The sequence below is a fragment of the Pontimicrobium aquaticum genome (genome assembly GCF_005047595.1).
Lineage (GTDB): Bacteria > Bacteroidota > Bacteroidia > Flavobacteriales > Flavobacteriaceae > Pontimicrobium > Pontimicrobium aquaticum.
The window spans coordinates 155,919-177,810 of sequence record NZ_SUPL01000001.1; the positions used below are offsets into that span (position 1 = coordinate 155,919).

A 21,892-nucleotide genomic window follows, 5' to 3' on the forward strand; every position below is an offset into this window, starting at 1 on the left:
AATATAAAATATTAATAAAAATAAATTAATCAAAAAAAATAATTTAATATCATTATAAATACTTTTCAATGCATATATATAATATTTAAAATCATTTTTAAAGCATTTTGGTGCATTATTCTTTTAAAATAAAACATGTTTATTGATTATTTCAAAGCATTTAAAAGCATGTTTAAAGCATTATTCATTAAACATATATTCACTTCACTTTTAAGGTTATTTAAATCATCCTTTAACACGCAAGCATCTTAACACCTCAAATAAGGATTAATTATATCTTTATTTATCCCGCAATTGTAAAGGTAAGGCAGTTTAAAGTTCCTTGCTATAATACATTAAAAGTTCTACTAAACTTTGATTTCATTATTTAGTAAATAATTTATTTGAATTAGTCACTTTAATAAATTTCTTTAGCTGTCTTCCTTTTTAATAATTGCACTAACTAGAATTTTAAACAAAATTTACAACTTATGAGAGTAAAAAATTATTTTGTGATGTTAGTGCTATTAGCTTTTAATATAGCACCAGCATTAGCACAAGAAAAAACAATTTCGGGAACGGTTTCAGATGAATCTGGAATGCCCCTTCCTGGAGTTAACATTATTGTAAAAGGTACAACTAATGGAACACAAACAGATTTTGATGGTAATTATACTATTACTGCAAACACTGGTGACGTTCTTACTTTTACTTATGTAGGCCTTAAAACTGTTGAACAAACAATTGGATCTTCTAACACTATTAATGTTACCATGCAGGAGGATGCTGCAATGTTAGATGAAGTAGTTGTAACAGCATTAGGTATTAAAAGAGAAAAAAAATCTCTTGGTTATGCACAACAATCTGTTGGAGGCGAAGAACTTGTAAAAGCAAAAGAAACAGATATTGCTGATGCTTTAGCTGGTAAGATTGCCGGAGTACAAATTGTTGGTAACTCAAGTACAACATTTGGAGCTTCGCAAATTAGGCTAAGAGGGGAAAACAATGTCTTATATGTGGTCGATGGTGTTAGAGTATATGCTGTAAACGATATCAACCCAGACGATGTAGCAGATATTTCAGTGCTTAAAGGAGGTTCTGCAACGGCTATCTATGGTCCTGAAGGAGCTAATGGTGTTATTGTTATTACAACTAAAAGAGGTGAAAACGGTATAGCAAAGTTTGAAATTGACCACACTACTTCTATTAATCAAGTAACCAATTTGCCTGACTACCAAAATGAGTATGGTGGTGGTTATAGCCAAACGTTCAATACGTTTGCTTACGATCCTGCTATAGACCCTGTTGAATGGGCTGCATTTGATGGACAACAATATCCTGATTTTTGGGCAGATGAAAGCTGGGGTCCTAAATTGGATGGCACATTAGTACGCCATTGGGACAGTTGGGTACAAGGAACCCCTGAGTTTGGTGAATTAAGACCTTGGTCACCAACAAAGAATGGAATTGATTCATTTTACGAAGATGCTTATACTTCCAATACATCATTAGCTTTTTCTAAAGCTGGTGAAAAATACAATATCAGAACTTCATTAACATATGTAGATCAAAATGGTATTGTTCCAAATACTAGTAATAAAACTACAAGATTTGCGCTTAATACCTCATATAACGTTTCAGAGAAGTTCGAGTTCTTTGCTAATGTAAATATTGAAGATACCGATAGATTAAATAACCCTGATCAAGGATATGCCAACTTAGGGTCTAACTTCAATCAATGGTGGCAAAGACAATTGGACTTTAAACGTTTACGCCGTTATGAACGTGCAGGACAAGTAGTGTCTTGGAATATTCGTGGCCCAAGAGATGCACGCCCTTTATATTGGGATATGCCTTATTTTGAGTCTTATGAAAACGACAGGAACTGGAGAAAAAATTCGTATTTCGGCAAAGTTGGAGGAACTTATACATTTAACGATAATTTTAACATCACTGCTGAGATTAGAAAGTCGTTCCACTCTTATTATGAGGATGATAGATTCACAACCAAGAGTTTGTTAGCAGATGCTTTTTATACAGAGTTTCAAATAAGAAACGAAAGGACCGATTATTTTGCCATGGCCAACTATAGCAATACGGCTTTAGATGGAGATTTAGATTATACTATAAGTGCAGGTGTAGAAAAAATTGAGAAAGACTTTAGAAGATTGGATATTAATACAACAGGTGATTTAGCCATTCCTGACTTTTATAACTTGACAAACTCAACAGGGCCTCTTTCTGCCGCTGCAGCTAATAGAAGGGATAAAGTACTGGAAAAAAGAGACGGTATCTTTATCAAGGGATCCCTAGGGTATAAAAAATTCTTGTATTTAGATGGCTCATATAGATTAGACTGGTCCTCTACAGCAAACCCTGATGATAACCGTATTGAAACAATTGGTGCGTCTTTAAGTTTCTTAGCACATGAAGTATTACCAAAAAACAATGTCGTAACCTTTGCTAAATTTAGAGCAGGGTATGCTGAAGCACCATTCTTTCCAAATCCTTACCAAACACAAAGTGCATTTACTGTTGGAACTAACTTATATCAAGGGTTGAATACGCTTTCTAGTAATAATACAGAAGCAAATCCTAATCTTATTGGCGGTACTAGAGCCGAATTTGAAGTTGGTGCCGAGTTACGCTTATTTAATGGAAAGGTTGGCTTAGATTTATCTTACTTCAATAGAACCGATAAGGATTTACCAGTTACTGCTCCCTTAGATGGTGGAACAGGTTATAATCAAATTGTTTTGAATTCAGGTAAACAAAGTGCAAATGGATTTGAAGTTTCGTTACTAGGTGATGTTATTAAAAATGACAACTTTACTTGGGAACTCGGTGTAAACTTTGCAACCTTAAACAAGTTTGTGGATGCAATATACCCAGGAATCAACAATAATGACCTAAGCACTTATACATCTAATATGAGATTACAAGAAAGAGTTGGCGAAGAGTGGGGTACATTAGTCGGTACAGGATATGCTACAGGGCCTAATGGAGAAATTCTTTTTGAGGAATCTTCACCTGGAAGTGGACGCTATTACTATAGTTTAAAAACAAATAAAATCTTAGGAAATGTATTGCCTGATTTCACAGGTGGTTTAACTTCTAACATGAGTTATAAAAACTGGGACTTAAGTTTAGGATTCGATTTCCAAAAAGGCGGTAAATATTACTCTAGAACTGAGAGATATATGGATCATTCAGGATTGTCAAAACAAACAGCGGGACTCAATGACAAAGGCAACCCAAAAAGGGATCCTGTGGCCAATGGTGGAGGTGTACACATTGTAGGGCTGTTACAGACTGGTACCGATGCAAATGGAGATCCTATTACGGATGGCACAGTTGTAGATACCTATGCAGATCCACAGTTTCTATATAACCTTGGAAATTTAGGTCAGGTTTACGAAAACAATTTACACGATGCCTCTTATATTAAATTAAGAAGCGTAAAGCTAAACTACAATTTCGAAAAGGATTTTGTAAGCAAGTTTAACTTAACTGGAGCTTCTATAGGACTTTTTGCTAACAATGTATGGCTAATTGATTCTGAACTTAATTGGGTAGATCCTTCGGAACTTGAAAGAAGAGGTGGCATTAACTGGGCTGAAGCAGGACAATTGCCTCCAACAAGATCTATGGGAGTTAACTTAAAACTAACATTCTAAAAAACTAAGAAAAATGAAGAATAATATAATTAAAAACTTAGCATTATTAATATGCGTTACAGTGTTCTTTAGTTCATGTGAAACTATAGACTATGGTAATACTAATGATGACCCTAGTGGACCAACAAAGCCAGTAACATCACAATTACTAACCGCTGCTCAATCTTTTATGCCTTTTATAACAGTTGATGAAAAGGCAATATTATATACACAGCATATTGCAGAAGGGCAATACCCTGGGTGGTCTAACTATTCTGTACTAACGTTTAACTATAATGGCTGGTACATAGGAGCAATGCATGACTTGCATTTAATTGTTAATCTTCTTGAAGATCCTGAAACAGCAATCAGTGCAGTGCCATTTGGACCTATAGAAAATCAATTAGCTGTTGCTAAACTGTTAAGAACTTACTACTTACAGTATATGACTGATAGATGGGGTTACTTACCTTGGACTGAAGCATTCCAAGGTGTAGCCAATCCACAACCAGCATTCGATTCTCAAGAAAGTATTTATAACTTTATGTTTGCTGAAGTAGATGCTGCACTAGCTATGTTAAACACAAGTAAAGATGGTCCTCAAGGAGATGTACTGTTTGGAGGTGACATGGACAGATGGGAAACTTTTGGAAATTCGTTAAAAATGCAATTAGCTATGAGAGTTTCTGATGTGAATCCTACTTTAGCTCAAACCAAGTTTGAACAAGCAGTAGCATCAGGCACATTAATTATGGATAATAGTGATAACATTGAGTGGCATTATGGCACTGATGAGAATGCTGATAGTCCATGGGAAGACAATTTTCGAACTCGTGAAGACTATGTGATGTCCGTAACTATGATAGAAGCATTAAGATCTAACTTAGATCCAAGATTATTTAAATATGCTGAACCTGCAAGAGATAGTGTATTTGCTTCACCTAACTTTCCAGGAGGTATAGATGCAGGTTATGTTGGCGCACCAATTGGTAAAGTTAATGGTAATGTACCTGATTACTCTTTTATTACTGAGGATATTATTTACGAAAAACTGACTCCATCACCAATTTTTACAGCAGCACAAACAAGATTAAATTTAGCTGAAGGCGCATTGAAAGGTTGGAATGTTGGAAGTGGAACAGCTTCTGAGCATTATGAAGCGGGTATTCAGGCTTCTATGGATTATTGGGGCGTAGATTCATCTGATACAGCTGATTATATTGCTGCACATCCTTATAATGGTATTGAAGAAATTGCTTATGAAAAGTGGGTATCATTATTCTTACAAGGACCTGAAGCTTGGGCGGAATGGAGACGATTGGATTTGCCAGTGCTAACACCTTCTCCTTATGCAAGTGATGTAAGAATACCTGTTAGAGATGCTTATGATGCTGCTATAGAGACTAACAATCAAGAGAATTATAATGCCATGATAGCTGCACAAGGACCAGATGATTTACATACTAAACTATGGTGGGATGTAAACTAGTTTATTAAAAACTTTCTTTATATATAAAAAGGGGCTCAACTAATAGTTGAGCCTTTTTTGGCAAAAAAGCTATAAATTAGATATTAAATTTGATTGCTTGAGTAATATTTCAATCAAATAATTTAGTGATTTTTGTTAGATTATTTTTTGTAAAAATGATATAAAGAATCAATTTTTTGTAATAAAACTTTCTGATTAATGAATGTTTTAAATCAAAAACACATAATTTGAGATCGCATATAATATACTCTACTTCATTGTTTGTAATGTATTGATTTAATATGCGTTATTTTAACTTTTAACCGTTAAGGATTGAGCATTTTAGTTAAATAAATTTTATTAAGTAATTAATATTTGAATTAGTCGCTTAAAAATTTGTTAGCTACCTGTTACTTTTTTGTATAAAATACTAAGTCAAGAAACAAAATAAACTAAATTTCATGAAGAATAAAGGCTATCTTATCTTATCAATTTTATTCTTTTCAATTATTAACATTTTTTCTCAAAACATTAAAATTAAATATTTGGCAAATGAAGGAGTTTTAATAAAATCAAAAAGCACTCAAATATTAATTGATGCTCTATTTAAAAAAGAGTTTGATTTTTTAGATGTTTTGCCTAATTCAGAATTAGATATAATTGAAAAAGCAAAGGCTAGCTATGGCTCTATAGATATAGTACTTGCTACACATTTACATGGTGATCATTTTAATCCTCATTTAGTTGGAAATCATTTATTAAACAATAAGGAGGCTATATTTCTTGCTCCAGAAGAAACAGTTAATTACTTTAAAGATGATTTCAAAGACTTTAACCAAATAGTTTCAAGAGTAAAACCCTCAACTCCTAACCTTTTTAAAAGTCAAGCTATTACAATAAAAAATGTAGAAATTAAAGTATTAAGATTTGAACACTTTGGCGATTCTCCTTGGAAAGAAGCAGAAAATGTGGGTTATTTAATTTCAATTGAAGGCAAAAAAATTCTTCACCTTGGTGATTCCAAAATAAATATTGAAAATCTTAAAAACTTTAATTTGCAAAATGAAAATGTTGATGTAGCAATTCTTCCTTATTGGCAATTGGGTGCAGACCAACAAAAAGATATTATTGAAAAACACATAAAACCTAAGCAAATATTTGTTGCGCACATTCCTATAGAAGATCATATTAAGGCTCGTGACGTTATTAAAAGTATCGGATACAAAAATACCTTCCTATTGATTGATAAGTTCAAAACTATTACAATTAAATAATCGCTTAAAAAATTAATTTTTGATTAGAAACTATGAATTCCAAATTTCAAAAAATTAAACAAAACACTTTTTTTTTCTTTCTCTTAACAATTTTGATTTCATGTTTTATGGGATGTGAAAATCAAAAAAAAGAACAAAACAAAAAATGGTTAGAAAAAAATGTTTTAATTAACAATTTAATAGAAACTACAAATTATTATCATATGTACGATTCTACTAACTCTAAAGTTGGATCCATGGTTTTTGGCACTTATTTTGAGAATGGATTTTTTGTAGCTAGAGATACATCACTATTTGACGATGGTAGTGTATATGAAACAGCCGAATTTAAAATAGACACTACAAATTTAAAAATGAGTCAAACAAGAATCAATTTTCAATTTGGCAAGATAAACTCAGTAAATATATCGTTAAACAATAATGAAAATAGAATAACAGGAGATTACATAATAAAAAAAGACACAATTACCAATTCAGTAAAAGTTGACTCTGTTTACAAGTATAATATCTATAGAGGAGAATTATTTATGCTTTTAAACACCATTAAAATACAAAAAGGAGATTCTTTAAATCTTAATATTTTTGTTCCTATGCAACTTAATACTTCTAAGGTGCTAATAACAGGCTTAGGAGAAGAAAAAATTAAGGTGCCATATTATGATGATATGCAATTATGTGATCGAATAAAAATTAAGGCAGATGGTGTAATGCCTGATAATATTATCTGGATTACTAAAACAGAGCCTAGAAGAATGCTTAAAGTACATGTGCCAAATAATAAGCTTGATATAGAGCTAGTAGATGTTAAATAATATTATAAATATTTACAAAGCTAAACATCTGTAAAATGTATATCCTGAGATAAGATAAAAATTAAATAAAGTATCAATAATGAGATACATAAGACAAAAGTATTAACGAAGAAGATGCCTTAATTACTTGAAATAAAATGAAAAATAAAATGAAAAATAAAACCATAATGACTAAAAAAAATTTGCTAACCATAATGCTGGTTATAGTTGGTGTAAATATATATGCACAAAATAATGAAAAATTGCAGCTTGAGAAATTAACACAAAAATTTAAAGATTCAATAGAGAATTTTGAAGATAATTCTTCATTTAATAGTTTATTAAGTTTAAAAACTCTTATAAGAACAAAAGATTTTGAAGCTTCAAAAACATTCTATACTCAGATTTTGAATTTGGAAATAATTGAAGAATATGATGATGGCAATGGCTCTAAAGGAATAATCATGAGATTTGGTCCAATAGGTAGTAATGCATTTTTTGAAATTTCAGAAATTTCAGATAACCATAGTTATTATCAAGAACAATTTAGTAAAAACCTAGAAAATGATAAGATAGATATACAGTTAAGAACTGATAATATAGAATTTTGGGCTATGCGTTTAAAAGAAAAATGGAATGCAAGAGGACCTATACTTAGACCATGGGGCTCTCAATATCTTTATTTGAGAGATCCTGATGGATTACAGATTATTATATATCAAGAAAAATCTAAATAGCACTAAACAATAAAAGAAATATACATTTTTTAGAGTTGTTTCCAATAACAAACTACAATAAGGAAAAATGATGAAAAAGGTCAAATAAAATTTATCATTTCGCTAAAATTTTTATTTATTAGACAATTGTATATTAATGTTTAACAAAGTAGTATCAAAAGGGTTTTTAGTTTTTAAGAGAAAAACTCGATTGAATAACAAATTCAATAACCTTTGTCTTAGATGTTCTGTAGGATTGTTTTGCCTGCAGATCAGTTTCAAAAAGGCGATTTAAATTATTTCCTGATAAATCTTCTAACCTACTTTCTATAACAATTTTATAACGTCCTTTTTTCCATAACACATTAGGAACAAATAAGATACTAGTTGCTTTTTTTGATAGTTTAAACTCACCTTTAATGAGTTTATTCTCATCTAAAAACACCTGAATTGTTTCTTGTGCCAAAAAAGCATCTAATGATTCATTAAAAACAATTTTAAGGGGAGCTTTAGTTCTTTCCTGAGGTATTGTAAGTTTCCAATTATTAACAGAAGGACTTTTTGTATCCCTCTCGCTAACAATTATTTTTTTTATATACTCCTTATCTAGCTCAACTCCCTCTGCATCAGTTAGTTTTTTAGAAATTTTAATTTCATAAATATTGTCTTTTTTTATAGGAATACCTAGCTTTTCATTCGGAATTAAGCCTTGTTTAATTCTTCCAGGATCTAACCATAAAGTCAACTCTGTATGGTCTGTATTCCATAATTCATTTTCAAGCGATAGGAATATATCTTCAGTTTTGTTTGTTAAACAATTTGTAACTGTAATAAAATTTAATATAGGTTGAGATTGCTGCATTGGTTTTGAAAAAACAAAATACATTTTTAATAAGTTTTCAGGAACTGTATCATTATATGGATGAATGGCAATAACTTTAGGTTGAATTTGATTTTCTGGCTTTGAAATACTAAATTCTTTATAAAGTTTACCATTTTTAAAAACCTCATAGTTCTCACCTACAGAGAAAGGAATTATTGGCGTAAATATAATTTCATCTCTATTCAATATGAATTCGCCAAGAACTGAACTTTTCTTTCCTTTTAGTTTTATTTGATATTGACTCTCAAAATCACCAGAAAATAAAACAGCAATAGCAAAACCTGTTTGATTATAGTCGATTCGTAATTGTGATTCGACTAACCTTTCTTGACAGGAAAGCATTAATAGAACACAAAAAAAGATCAAGAAACACCTACTCTTTTTAAAATATGTTGCGTTCACAAAAAAGTAATTATTATAAACTTCTATTTTGTAAAGATAAATGGCCTTCACTTCTTATTAAAAGTAGTGCATTATTATCATCATATTTATCCATTTGTTCAACATTAACATAAGGAAGGTTTACAGCTTTAACTCCACCAACCTTTCTTCCTAATTCTCTAGTAACAACTGGTTTTGTCATAGAGCCTTTAAAATCAATAATATCAGAAAGATTAATGCGTTTTACTGGAGTATCAGTATTTGACAAAAAGAACTTTAATTCTTTACCTTTTTTAAAACTGATAATATCTATAGGTGCATTTCCTGAACCGAGTTCGGAAACGGTTCTACCTTTTATATGCTTACCATTTTCTAGTTTATCAATAGGAAATAAAACCAGAGGTGTACAAGTATAACTAGCTAATATAAACTCCTTACCTTTAATCGTTGTAATATCAAATGTTTCGATAGGCGCATTAGTTTCATATCTTCCGTGAGCTGCATGATATATTTCTAAGGTTGAAAAATCTTGCTTATTATTGAAAGGAAAAGGAATACTGCTAAAAGAAGAACTAAATTCTTTATTTGATAATCCTGACACAAAAACTTTGCCATTGTAATATTTCATATCAGATATAGCCCATCTTCTATGAGCGTAATAACCTTTTGTTTTAGGAGATTTAGAAATAGGGTTGGTTAATGTTGTTTTTGCATAGCTAACATTATTAAGAGAAACATTTTCTAGCTTTCCATTTGTTAGTCTTAATAAAACAGGAGTGCCATTTTTAGTTTGAATAGAAAAATAAACATTTTTAGAGATAGGGTTTACAGACATGTCTGTAATATTTATATTCTTTACAGTTGTTCCTAAAGCTGAGGCAATTTTCTCATCAAAAGAATCAAGAGCAATATTTTCAGGTTTATTTTTTGCAATATTATCTTTTGTGTCAAGAGCAAAAATGGTAGCACTATCAGAATCTCCAATAAATAATATTCCTTCTGGACCAAAACTTAAGCGATAAATTGATTTTATATTGGGATTTCCTGTAATAAAGTTTTCAGTTAATGAAGAATTTTCAGTCTTATTGGCCGCAGCAACTGTTACTAAAATAGCAACGAGTAAACTAAATGTGCAAATAATTTTTTTCATGAAATAATTTTTATAATTAGTTTTTCTGTAGTTCAACAATCTATTATATCTACTATTTTGGAGTCATTCGTTTTAAACCTTTACCGTTTCTTCTTATCGTATAAATATCACCCTTATCTTTTTTCCCATGTCGATAAGTTCCAAATGCAATAGTACTTCCATCTGGTGACCAACTAGGCAGAACATCTAAAACTTCGTTAAAAGTCAATTGTCTTTGGTTTGACCCATCTGAATTCATGATAAAAATTTCATTATCCCCATCTCTATTAGAAATAAAAGCAATTTCATTGTTCACTGACCAACTTGGGTCTATATCATTATAATTATTATTAGTCAATCTTTTAATGTTAGTTCCATCAACATTCATAACATATATTTCAAAATTACCATCTCTATTCGATTGAAATATTACTTTTTCCCCATCTGGTGACCAACTTCCAAATTGGTCTTTAGCTGGATTATTACTTAAATTCACTTCTTCTAAAGATTCATTGATTAGATAAATTTCTGAATTTGTGTAATGAAAAGCGTCAGATGAATATAGTAACTGATTCCCTTTTGGGGATACTCTTGGCATTATATTATAAGTAGTGTCCCGAGATTTAGTTACTTGCCTAACATTAGTTCCATCAACATTCATAACGTAAATTTCACTGCCGCCAAATCTTTTTTTCTTGTCTTTATCAGAGCTAAAGAATATATTCTTTCCATCTTTTGAATAATCACTCCACCATTCATTATGAAAGGTATTCGTTAATCGAGTCATTTTCTCACTACTAATATCCAAACTGTACAATTCTGCTCCTTTATCATCGTGTCTATATGTGTAAAATAAAATTTTGGTTCCATCAGGTGACCATCGCGGAGCAGTATCATAGACTAAAGAATCGTTTTGAGTTACCACATCTTTTACCTCAACCTTTGAATTAGTTTTTGTTTTTGAATTACAACTTACTAGTTGAATTAAAAAAATTACTAGAACTGTTGCTTTAATTAGTTTTTTCATGTTTAATGAGTTTAAATTTCCTTTCAAATTTAATTGGTGCTTATTTATTATTTATGAATAATGTTATGGATGGTTAATTTTGTGACAAACTGTTATTTATTGACAATTTATTAGGTTTTAAAAACTCCCTACAAAAACGTAAGAGCTTTTTTCTATAATCTAAAACCGTGGGTCACCCATACTTTCAAATTAAACCATTTTTTCAGAATATAATCCTAAAGTAACTTGTATGTCGTCAGCTTAATTTGAACTTTTTGAGTAAGCTGCTGTAGTAAAAGTTTTATTTGCTTAAACAAAAAATGATTCAATAAAGAGATTAATAGTATTTAAAATTGTGTTAGTAAATCTCTACTGGGGGAACATAAAGCACCTTAATCCTATTTATAAGCATTTCATGAAAAGTGGCAAAAATGCAGTCAATTATTTTAAAATATAGATTTGAACAAACTAATATAATGGTTCGAACATAAGTAAATATAGTTTACAGTAGAACCTTCAACCTTTTCGGTTCGAGATTTTTATCTTCTAATTTACAAACTTTAATCTTGCGGTCTGGACGGAACTTTATGAGGTTTAAATTTTAATTATAATAACCACCTAATTACCAAATTGTCCCAATTCCTTTATGTACTGCTTTGAGTAATTTAAATGGTTCATGCCCTATATCATTAACAATTATTATTTTAATTTTTTGATTATTATATGGATTGAGCTTATTCATGACATTTGACCAGTTTTTTCCTCTTTCTATACGTGTGTTCCCAATAACTCCTTTTATGCTTTTTAAAGAGATCGTATCATTAGCACCTATTATAATTCGTATTGGGATTTGATTTACCGCTTTTATTGCTTTTTTAAGGTTTGGAGAAAATAACATTCCAGCTGCTTTATTTGGATTATTTTTAAACTGGATTGTTCCGTTAAAAATAGAATCTCTAACAATAGACTTAAATCCATATGGCCAATTAACTTCATCATTAGGAAAAGGTTTACTTTGCATTTAGACTACAAAAAAAACTTTTTTTTACTTAAAATAGTTCGACTACATGAATTCGAACTATTTTTTCCTAGCATAAAAGAAAAAATATAACTGAAGTCTTAAAAAGGTTAGCAATCAAATATTATTACTATCTATATTATTAATGTGATATATAGAATTAGCTATTTGAAAATACAATCATAATTACTTATGTACTTTAAAGTTGACAGGAGCTTCAATTATTGCTGGTGAACTAAATAATTTAGGATTAGGAGCTGTAAGATAATTTATCATTACTGGTTTTATTTCATCCCATACTTCCTTGAATAAATCATGAGAGCCATTTTTTACTCTTATAGTATGAGCATTTTTAAAATGCTTCATTATATCTTGAGTATTTGATGGTGGTGTTCTAGCGTCTTGACTACCATAGATTAATACAATTGGAATTTCGGTATAAAAATCACTTGAAAGTTCATTTGATAGATTTAAGTTTGGTAATGAGTCGCAGACCTTAAATCTAATACTATTAAGAGCATCTCCCAAAATAGCTTTCTTACTTTGTTTTTTAAGTTTAAGCCATCTATCAGCTTTAGCCCCAGAAGCACAATCGGTTAATACTGGCATTAAATTCTCATCTTGATTAACACGTATATTAATTGCTCTTTGAGCTAGCCAACTATAATCACCTTCTTGCATCTGAAGATATCTATAAGGCAGCTCCCTGTATTCTTTTCTACCTAAAAGCGAAGCAGTTATTAGCTGCAAATCGTAACCTCCTACGACAATTTGAACCCATTCATTCGTTTCTGGGTGTTTTACATCAACTTTAATGGGTGAGGTCTCTAAAGATTGTATTTGCCTTTTAACCATCTTAATAAAAGATGGTATTTTATTATTTAAAATAGTGTCACGAGACACCATTTTCGACAATCCTTTTAGAATTCTATCTACATTTAAAGGTAGTTTTACTGTATGTGTTAAACCTTCAGGACTATCCACCAAAATCCTATCTACATGTTTAGGATAGTTTTTTGCATAAGTAAGCCCATGATGACTTCCAAAACTTCCCCCAAACAGCATGATTTTATCATGATTTAAACTCTTTCTTATATCATTAATATCATCCGCCATAGAAATAACATTATACGATGATAAGTCTCTAGATTTTTCCTGCCAAAACTCTTTACAACCATTAATATAATCTCTATATACTTGAGAAAATTTTTCTATTCTCAATGGTTCGTCTAATGGAAGATTAAAGGAACCAGGGCATGTTAAATTTGGAGTAGCCAACCCATTACCCCTTTGTTCTACTATAACAACATCACTTTTTAATGTAAAATCATATAAACTCGGCACAATGCTTTTTATCTCTTGAAGAATTGAAGGATTGTCCCCTGGTCCGCCATCAAGTAAAAAAATAGGAGGTAAAGGATTTGGGTTCTTCGTTTTTATTATAAAAAAAGGGATTTCAATGAGTCTAGAATCTTTCTTTTCTCTGTTTTCCTTTACTTTAATGCTTTTTAACTCACCTTGAAAAATTTCTCCCGATTCAGAATTGAAGTTAATAAGTCCTTTTTTTAGTTTTTTTTACTTAGTTCATTACCGTAAATACTATTTATTATATCTTGTTCAAAAGCGGAAGTATTTATTTTCTTCTGAACTTGTAATTTATTATCCTTGATTTCTGAAGAGAAACCAACTCGAGACATGTAATTTTCAATAGGAATACGCTTTGTTCCGTAGATATAATCTTTAAAAAACTCTGTTTGATCTTTACCACTTAAATTTGACAGCATTTCCTGTAAATCTTGTATTGTATAAGCTTTATCACTGCCAGAATAATTCTGGAACAAGTTTCTCATTAAATCATCTAAACTTTTAGTATTATTGGAATTGAGCCGTATTTCTATATCTTGAGCTATTCCATTAAACATCCCTCCTGCATAAATTAGCCCCCAATGATTATGTTTTTCTTCTCCTTGTACTGCAGGAATCTTCCCTAAACCATCATCATTTATATAACTTTGGTAAAATAAATCATCTAAAATACTTAGGAATTCATCTTCAGACAAATACCCAATACTGAATAAGGCTTTTAGAGTATAATAATTACTATACCCTTCTTTAAACCATTCAACGGTATTAGGGTTTTTAGGAAAAAATGATTTGCCATTCCACAAATGGAAAAACTCATGAGCAAAAATAAAATTAGCTATATTTTTATCCATACCTTTTGCATCCTTTTTCACCAATAAACTTATGTTATTTCCAATAGCTTCACCATCTGTTTTACTCCAAGAATTAATAAATACGGTAAAGGTTGAAGAATCTAGCTTTGGGAGTCCTTTCATTAGCTTTTCATAATAATTTAAAACTCCAGAAGCCATATTGGCATAATACTCTTTTTTAGCCAAAACGTCATCACCTCCTAGGGCAAAAACAAGCTTAAAACCACCCTTGTCTATTAAAATTTCTTCCTGAGTTCCAGCAAAAAACATAGATTGGGTAAGTTCCTCATAATTATGTACAATATAAGAATGCTTATTATTTGGTTTTGGAGTCCATGACGTGGTTAACTTCCAGGAATCATCAATTTTGAAATTAACCTCGATATTAGTTCTATCAGAACCGTTTAAAATCAAAAAAGCTCTTGTCGTAGAAAACACACCCCAATCTGTATTAAAAGCAACGCCATCTATTCCTCCACCCCATCTATGTTCATCATGAGTAAGATTTATGTTATACTTTAATGTTACTCTTCCTTTTTGCGGTGTTTTTATCAACCATTTAGCGCCTCCAAGTTCACTTATTTCAACAGGGGCATTCTCTTTATTTAATAACTGTAAATCTGAAACAAAAGTAGCCCACCTATTAGGTAATTGATATGCTCCTGGAGCCATATATAATGTATCATTTTTTGGAATGAATGAAACCACTATTTGGGCTTTTTTATTATGGTTTTTATTTATAGTTATTGTATATTGTGTTATATTTTCTCTACCATTTTTCGATATATTATTTAAAGAAATCTGATTAAAAGCATTTGAATAACTAAAGGCTAAAAAAGAAAAAATGATAATTAAATGTTTCATGCGTCTCTATTATTTTGATTAATGATTGTCAAAAATAGATAACCTAAAAGCCCATTACCAAATACTAGTTGTTTGGATTTTAAAATCAGAACAAGTTAAAAAAACTATAGTGTATCAATATACTTTGAAGGCGTGGTTCCTGTTTCTTTTTTAAAAGCTTTATAAAATGCCGAGGTTGATTTAAAACCTACTTTATTGGCAAGCCCTTTAATAGTTAAAGATTGGTGGCTATTTTGGCGTATTTCTTTAATAAATTCTTTTACACGGATACTATTTATAAATTCATTGAAATTTTGATTGAATGCTGTATGTATAAATGCACTCACTTTATAATAAGGCATATTAATTTTATCTGACAAAACACGAATATTTAAATCTGCATTCTCGTAAATTTTCTGTTCTATAATTGTCTTTACAAGCGTATCTGGATCTATTTCTATTTCAAGTTTTGTGTTTGCAAAAGACGTCCTTTTTTGTGGAACCTTTTTTAAAGTAGCATACAAATAGATGATGCTAATTCCTGTAAAAAACAATGTAATATTAAGATAAACACTTGATGGCAATGGATTGAAAATATGTCGATATAAAAAAATAAGTAGGTTAACCCCCCAAGATAAAGAAACACCAAAAATCAATACTCTTGAAAAGAAGCTTAATTTTTGCTTTCCCCTTTTAACCAAAAAGAATATTTTAAAAAGATAGATAGCAAAATACAGATTCCATACTACTTGATATGGCATTCCTTCTAGTACCGATTGACTATTGTATCCAAAAATATTAAATGAATATATTAAAGAAAATACTACTAGAAAGAAATAGCAAAAAAAAGGTATTAAATGCTTTAACCATTCTTGGAGGTTTACCTCTTTAAAAAGTGTTTTCACATATACATATAATGTAGAAGCCAAAATAAACATAAAGGCATTTGATATAGTTTCAAAGCCATAAAACAATTCGCTGTAACCGCTATGATTTAGAATGGTATTTAAAGTTATCCAACTTAAAATAAAAAAGATAGCTGATAGAAAATAACGTTGACTAGAGTGTTTCTTCCCTCTACTAGTAAGTTGAAATATTGACAGCAAGAATAAATTACCTACACCTATAATATTTAACAATAATGTTATGTCTTTTCCCATATGATAAGTTAAACAACTTTGACGATTACAAAAAGATAAAGTTACAATTTTAACCAGTAACTGATTACAGCATCACCTAGACCACAAAACATCACCTCTATACCTACTGTTATTACTGAACTAGCTATCCTAAAACGAAAAAGCCTCAACTGGTTAAGGCTTTTAGCAATTTTGCGGTCTGAACGGGAGTCGAAACTACGATACTTATTTCATTTCACTTAGTTTTTTAACTAAACCGAATAAACGGTTCAAACATAAGTCAATGTTGTGTACAAAAAAACCCTCTTAGAATAACATCTTAAGAGGGTTTTTTATTTATAGTAAAAGATTTTTTTATCCTTCCTTAGCTGCTAAGTATCGCTCGGCATCTAAAGCTGCCATACATCCTGTTCCTGCTGCAGTTACTGCTTGTCGATAAACATGGTCTGCCGCATCACCGCTTACAAACACACCATCGATATTTGTTTTTGATGTTCCAGGTTTATTAATGATATAACCCGTTTCATCCAACTCTAAATAATCTTTAAAAATATCTGTATTTGGTTTGTGCCCAATAGCTACAAAAAATCCTGTTGCTGGAATCTCATGTTTTTCGTTGGTTTGGTTGTTAAACACTCTAACACCTGTTACAACTTGGCCATCGCCTAAAACTTCATCAGTTTCAGTATTAAATAAAATTTCAATATTCTCAGTGTTCCTAACTCTTGATGCCATAATCTTAGAAGCTCTAAACTCATCCCTTCTAACTAGCATTGTTACTTTTTTACAAAGTTTCGATAAATAATGTGCTTCTTCACAAGCTGAATCTCCAGCTCCAACTATTACTACTTCTTGGTTACGATAAAAGAACCCATCACAAATAGCACATGCCGAAACTCCTCCACCTAGTTTCAAGTATTTTTGTTCAGATTCTAAACCAAGGTATTTTGCTGATGCTCCTGTAGAAATAATTACAGTATCACAGTGAATTTCTTTAGTATCGTTTACCCAAACTTTATGTATATCTCCTGAAAAATCGACTTTAGTTATCCAACCATCTCTTACATCAGTATCAAATCTTTCGGCTTGTTGCTGTAACTGAATCATCATTTCCGGACCAGTAACCCCTTCTGGGTATCCTGGAAAATTTTCAACTTCGTTAGTGGTTGTTAATTGTCCCCCTGGTTGCGAACCTTGATATAACACAGGATTCATATTAGCTCTTGCAGCATAAATTGCTGCGGTATAACCTGCAGGTCCTGAACCTATAATTAGGCACTTTACTCTTTCTATTGTTTCTGACATGTTATTAATCAATTTTTAAACATTAAACCAATTACTGGTTATTTTTTTCTCTATTTCTAAATTTTGGGTGTGTTCGAATTCGTTCTTAATCGCATTATATTCGTAATCCTTACTCCAAACTTCAAAGTTTTCTGCAACGTCTTTAATAGCATCACAAATAAAATAAATTTCTTCATTAGTCATTGTTGGATGAATAGACATGCGCACCCATCCTGGTCTTTCAATTAAACAACCTTCTAAAATTTTAAGCTCAATAGCTTTAGAGGTTGGCAAATCTACATTTAACAGAAAATGTCCATACGTTCCTGCACATGAACAACCTCCACGAGTCTGAATACCATAATAGTCGTTTAAAAGCTTTACTACTAAATTATAATGTGCATCTTCAATATAAAATGAATACACACCTAAGCGATCTTTATGATGTCCAGCTAAAATGCGTAGGTTTTTAATTTTTGATAATTTGTCGAAAATAATATCGTTTATTTCATGTTCTCGTGCCAAAATATTTTCAACACCCATTTGGTCTTTAAGCTTAATTGCCAAAGCTACTTTTATAGCTTGCAAAAATCCTGGTGTACCTCCATCTTCTCTAGATTCTATATCATCAATATAATCATGATCTCCCCATGGGTTTGTGTAAGATACGGTTCCTCCTCCTGGATTATCTGGCACTAAATTTTTATATAATTTCTTATTAAAAATTAATACTCCTGACGCTCCAGGACCTCCTAAAAACTTATGTGGTGAAAACATGACAGCATCTAAATAGGCTTCATCATCTTCTGGATGCATATTAATCTCAACATAAGGTGCCGAACATGCAAAGTCCACAAAACATAATCCATTATTTTGATGAATTAATTTCGCAATAGCGTGATAATCTGTTTTTATTCCTGTAACATTAGAACAAGCTGTTACTGCAGCTATTTTTATAGGATGATCTTTATACTGATTAAGCAGTTTTTTATAGCTTTTCATGCACACCGAGCCTTTTTCATCGCAAGGTATTACCTCAACTTTTGCAATGGTTTCTAACCATGAAGTTTGATTAGAATGGTGCTCCATATGTGTTACAAATACTACTGGACGTAATTCTTCTGGAACGGTTGTGTACTCTTTTAAATTCTCTGATACTTTTAAACCTAAAATGCGCTGAAACTTATTAATAGCTCCAGTCATTCCTGTACCAACAGTTATTAAAACATCATCTTTAGAAGCATTTACATGTTGTTTAATAATGTTGCGTGCCTCGTGGTACGCATGCGTCATTGACGAGCCAGTTATAGAAGTTTCGGTATGTGTATTAGCCACATAAGGGCCAATAACATTCATCATCTTTTCTTCTATAGGTTTATACAACCTTCCACTTGCAGTCCAATCGGCATATATAATGTCCTTTTTTCCATAAGGAGACACAAAAGATTGGTCGATTCCAACGATGTTTTCTCTGAATTTTTGAAAATAGTTTTCTAGCTGTGTTGACATTATCTTCTTAAAATTTAGCGTGTACAAAAATAGTGAAAAGAATTGCTTTAAGTAACTAAAAAATTAAGGTGTTATATTAAAGTCTGTTTTATTGGAGTTTTTAAAAACATTGAGTCCACATTCTAAAAACCGAGCATATTCATCCTCATTTGGAGTGTAAGCAACAGGCTGGTTTAAAATTTTGGTTCCATCTGGATTTAACAAGACATAATAAGGTTGCGAATTGGTTTGAAAAAACTGTGTTTGAAAATGCGCCCATTTGTGTCCATAATTTTTTAAGGTTCTTGTGCCTCCATTAATCCTAGGCACATCTATTTGCTGGCTTTCTGGCAATTCTTTTTTATCATCAACGTATAACGAAATTAGTACATAATCATTCCTTAAATATTTATCAATAGATGGTAATGGCCAAACATGCTCTTCCATTTTTCTACAGTTTACACAAGCATATCCTGTAAAATCTAACATAATGGGTTTGTTAACTTTTTTTGCATATGCAATTCCTGTTTTTAAATCTTTAAAACAATCTAGATTGTTTGGGCAGTCATTAGGTTTCAAGAAACTATACCCTACAGGTGGTGCTAAACCACTTAAAAGTGTTAAAGGTGTGAACGTGTTTGTTTCTTTATTAACCCTAAATCCTGATGCTAAATACACCACAAATGCTGCTACCAAAACTCCTGAAGATATTCTAAAGAATGATAATTTTCTAATAGGTGAATCGTGCGGAAACTTGACTTTTCCTAAAATATATAAAGCTAATCCAGCAAATATAATAATCCATAAACCTAAGAATACTTCAATTTTTAATATTCCCCAATGTTGTACTAAATCGGCATTCGATAAAAACTTAAATGCCAATGCTAATTCTAAAAACCCTAAAACAACTTTGGTTGTATTTAACCAACCTCCCGATTTTGGTAATGCATTTAACATATTAGGGAACATGGCGAACAATGCAAAAGGTAATCCTAAAGACACACCAAATCCTGCCATTCCTGCCGTGAGTTGCCACGCACCACCATCAACAGTTAATGATCCTGCCAGTAAGGATCCTAAAATTGGTCCAGTACAAGAAAACGATACAATAGCCAAAGTTAAAGCCATAAAAAACACTCCTAAAACACCACCAAAATTCTCACCTTGTGTTGTTTTATTTGTCCATTTTGCAGGTAAGGTTAATTCGTAATATCCAAAAAATGAAAATGCAAAAAAGATAAAAATGATAAAGAAAATAACATTCAACACTACATTGGTTGAAATTTCGTTAAGGATATCAGGATTTACAGAATCCAACAAGTGAAATGGCACACTTAATACCACATATACGGCAAAAATAAAAAACCCATAAAGTAGTGCCTTGTAAATTCCAGAGCCATTATCTCCATTGTCTTTTTTAGTAAAGAAACTTACTGTTAAAGGTATCATTGGAAACACGCAAGGCGTTAACAACGCTAACAAACCTCCCAGAAAACCAAGTCCGAAAATACTCCAAAGCGATTTCCCTTGTTCTTTAACATCTGTAGCAATTGAACTTCCTTCATTATTACATTTAATATCTGATTTTGAAATATCTCCTACAGACATCCCATAAAGCAATTGATTTGTATCATTAGAGTTTATAGTAGGCACATTAGTAAGTAAAGCATCCTCTTCATTTGCAACATCCAAGCCTTTATTTACTGAAAAACTAAACTCAAATGGGTTGTCTGGTTTAAATATACACTGCTCATCATCACAGGTCATATATTCAATATTCCCACTTATTCTAAATTGATCTCCAACCACTTTAATTCGTTGCTTAAAGGTGGCTTTATTGAAGAATTTAGAAACCTCCATATCAAACACTTTATCGTGCTTAGTGACTTTGTTTTCATCACTTTCAACAACGCTATCTATGAGTTGATAATTCTCGTTTTCTTCAAAATTAAATATGGTTGGTAAAGGCCCTCCTTCTTCAACAAATTGTGAATATACAGCCCATTTATCTTCAATGTTAGCTGTAAATATGATGTCATATTCGTCATCGCTAATTTTGTTTGTTTCAAATTGCCAAGATACTGGATCTAATATTTGAGAATCTCCTAAATCAAATTCAGGCATGCTTTCTTGCTCCATTAAATTATCTGAAACAACAAACTCAAAAGGCACATCTGTTGGTGGTAAACAGCGTTTATCATCACAAGTCATAAAATTAAGCGTTCCTGTGATGATAGTATTAGGGTTTAAAAGCGTTACGACTTGAGTAAATTCAGCTTTATTATAAAATTTAGATAAGGTCATGTCAAACACTGGATCGTGTTTTGTCACTTTATTCTCATCACTCTCTACAACGTCACCAACTAAAGTCACAGCAGCGTTCTCATCAAAATTAAAAGTTGTGGGTATTGGCCCATCTTCTGGAATGCTTTGAGAATAGATTGCCCAATTATCGTCCACCAAGGCAATAAACTTTAACTTATATTCATTTTCAGAAATCTTTTCTGTTTGAAACTCCCACTTCACAGGCTCTAAAATTTGGGCAGAAAGTGTGACACTCAATAAAAAGGTGAAAAGGGCAATAATATGTTTCATTCTTCTAGTTTTGTTCATGGTAAAAA

At 31.3% G+C, this 21,892-nt stretch carries 15 protein-coding genes; 5 read left to right on the top strand and 10 right to left on the bottom strand.

The features are described from left to right. The first annotated feature begins 470 nt into the window (after window positions 1-470). The 5 genes from E5167_RS00750 to E5167_RS00770 all read left to right on the top strand — a co-directional run bounded on the left by E5167_RS00750 (window position 471) and on the right by E5167_RS00770 (window position 7,905). A complete protein-coding gene (locus tag E5167_RS00750; protein ID WP_136840030.1) occupies window positions 471-3,656 on the top strand; it encodes a SusC/RagA family TonB-linked outer membrane protein in 3,186 nt (1,061 codons plus the stop codon). Between the two features lie 13 nt (window positions 3,657-3,669). Beyond that, window positions 3,670-5,124, top strand: a complete 1,455-nt coding sequence (locus tag E5167_RS00755) for a SusD/RagB family nutrient-binding outer membrane lipoprotein (protein ID WP_136840032.1) — start codon at window positions 3,670-3,672, stop codon at window positions 5,122-5,124. 440 nt (window positions 5,125-5,564) lie between these two features. After that, complete coding sequence (locus E5167_RS00760; RefSeq protein WP_136840034.1) at window positions 5,565-6,377, top strand: MBL fold metallo-hydrolase; 813 nt, start codon at window positions 5,565-5,567, stop codon at window positions 6,375-6,377. A gap of 203 nt (window positions 6,378-6,580) precedes the next feature. Further along, window positions 6,581-7,189 (top strand): hypothetical protein, encoded by a 609-nt coding sequence (locus tag E5167_RS00765; protein ID WP_136840036.1) that lies wholly within the window; start codon window positions 6,581-6,583, stop codon window positions 7,187-7,189. Window positions 7,190-7,338: 149 nt separating this feature from the next. Beyond that, window positions 7,339-7,905: a VOC family protein gene (locus E5167_RS00770; RefSeq protein ID WP_169301349.1), complete on the top strand. Its 567-nt coding sequence runs from the start codon at window positions 7,339-7,341 to the stop codon at window positions 7,903-7,905. A 166-nt stretch (window positions 7,906-8,071) separates the two neighbouring features. Here E5167_RS00770 and E5167_RS00775 read toward each other — a convergent pair whose 3' ends face one another. The 10 genes from E5167_RS00775 to E5167_RS00820 form a co-directional block, all read right to left on the bottom strand. Further along, window positions 8,072-9,109, bottom strand: a complete 1,038-nt coding sequence (locus E5167_RS00775; RefSeq protein WP_136840039.1) for a hypothetical protein — start codon at window positions 9,107-9,109, stop codon at window positions 8,072-8,074. A gap of 73 nt (window positions 9,110-9,182) precedes the next feature. After that, window positions 9,183-10,298, bottom strand: coding sequence for a hypothetical protein (locus tag E5167_RS00780; protein WP_136840041.1), 1,116 nt, complete (start codon window positions 10,296-10,298; stop codon window positions 9,183-9,185). A 52-nt stretch (window positions 10,299-10,350) separates the two neighbouring features. Continuing rightward, window positions 10,351-11,304: a DUF5050 domain-containing protein gene (locus E5167_RS00785; protein WP_136840043.1), complete on the bottom strand. Its 954-nt coding sequence runs from the start codon at window positions 11,302-11,304 to the stop codon at window positions 10,351-10,353. 601 nt (window positions 11,305-11,905) lie between these two features. Continuing rightward, window positions 11,906-12,304, bottom strand: a complete 399-nt coding sequence (locus tag E5167_RS00790; protein WP_136840044.1) for a hypothetical protein — start codon at window positions 12,302-12,304, stop codon at window positions 11,906-11,908. Between the two features lie 183 nt (window positions 12,305-12,487). Continuing rightward, window positions 12,488-13,855: an alpha/beta hydrolase gene (locus E5167_RS00795; RefSeq protein ID WP_317130357.1), complete on the bottom strand. Its 1,368-nt coding sequence runs from the start codon at window positions 13,853-13,855 to the stop codon at window positions 12,488-12,490. Between the two features lie 11 nt (window positions 13,856-13,866). After that, entirely contained in the window at window positions 13,867-15,381 is a 1,515-nt protein-coding gene (locus E5167_RS00800) for a M61 family metallopeptidase (RefSeq protein WP_136840048.1), read from the bottom strand. 104 nt (window positions 15,382-15,485) lie between these two features. Further along, entirely contained in the window at window positions 15,486-16,520 is a 1,035-nt protein-coding gene (locus E5167_RS00805; RefSeq protein ID WP_136840049.1) for an AraC family transcriptional regulator, read from the bottom strand. Window positions 16,521-16,853: 333 nt separating this feature from the next. After that, the gene (gene trxB / locus E5167_RS00810) at window positions 16,854-17,804 is read right to left on the bottom strand and encodes a thioredoxin-disulfide reductase (RefSeq protein ID WP_136840051.1); all 951 of its coding nucleotides are present in this window, start codon (window positions 17,802-17,804) and stop codon (window positions 16,854-16,856) included. 15 nt (window positions 17,805-17,819) lie between these two features. Then, window positions 17,820-19,292 (bottom strand): aminotransferase class V-fold PLP-dependent enzyme, encoded by a 1,473-nt coding sequence (locus E5167_RS00815; RefSeq protein ID WP_136840053.1) that lies wholly within the window; start codon window positions 19,290-19,292, stop codon window positions 17,820-17,822. A gap of 63 nt (window positions 19,293-19,355) precedes the next feature. Then, window positions 19,356-21,866, bottom strand: coding sequence for a protein-disulfide reductase DsbD family protein (locus E5167_RS00820; RefSeq protein ID WP_136840054.1), 2,511 nt, complete (start codon window positions 21,864-21,866; stop codon window positions 19,356-19,358). Window positions 21,867-21,892: the final 26 nt, after the last annotated feature.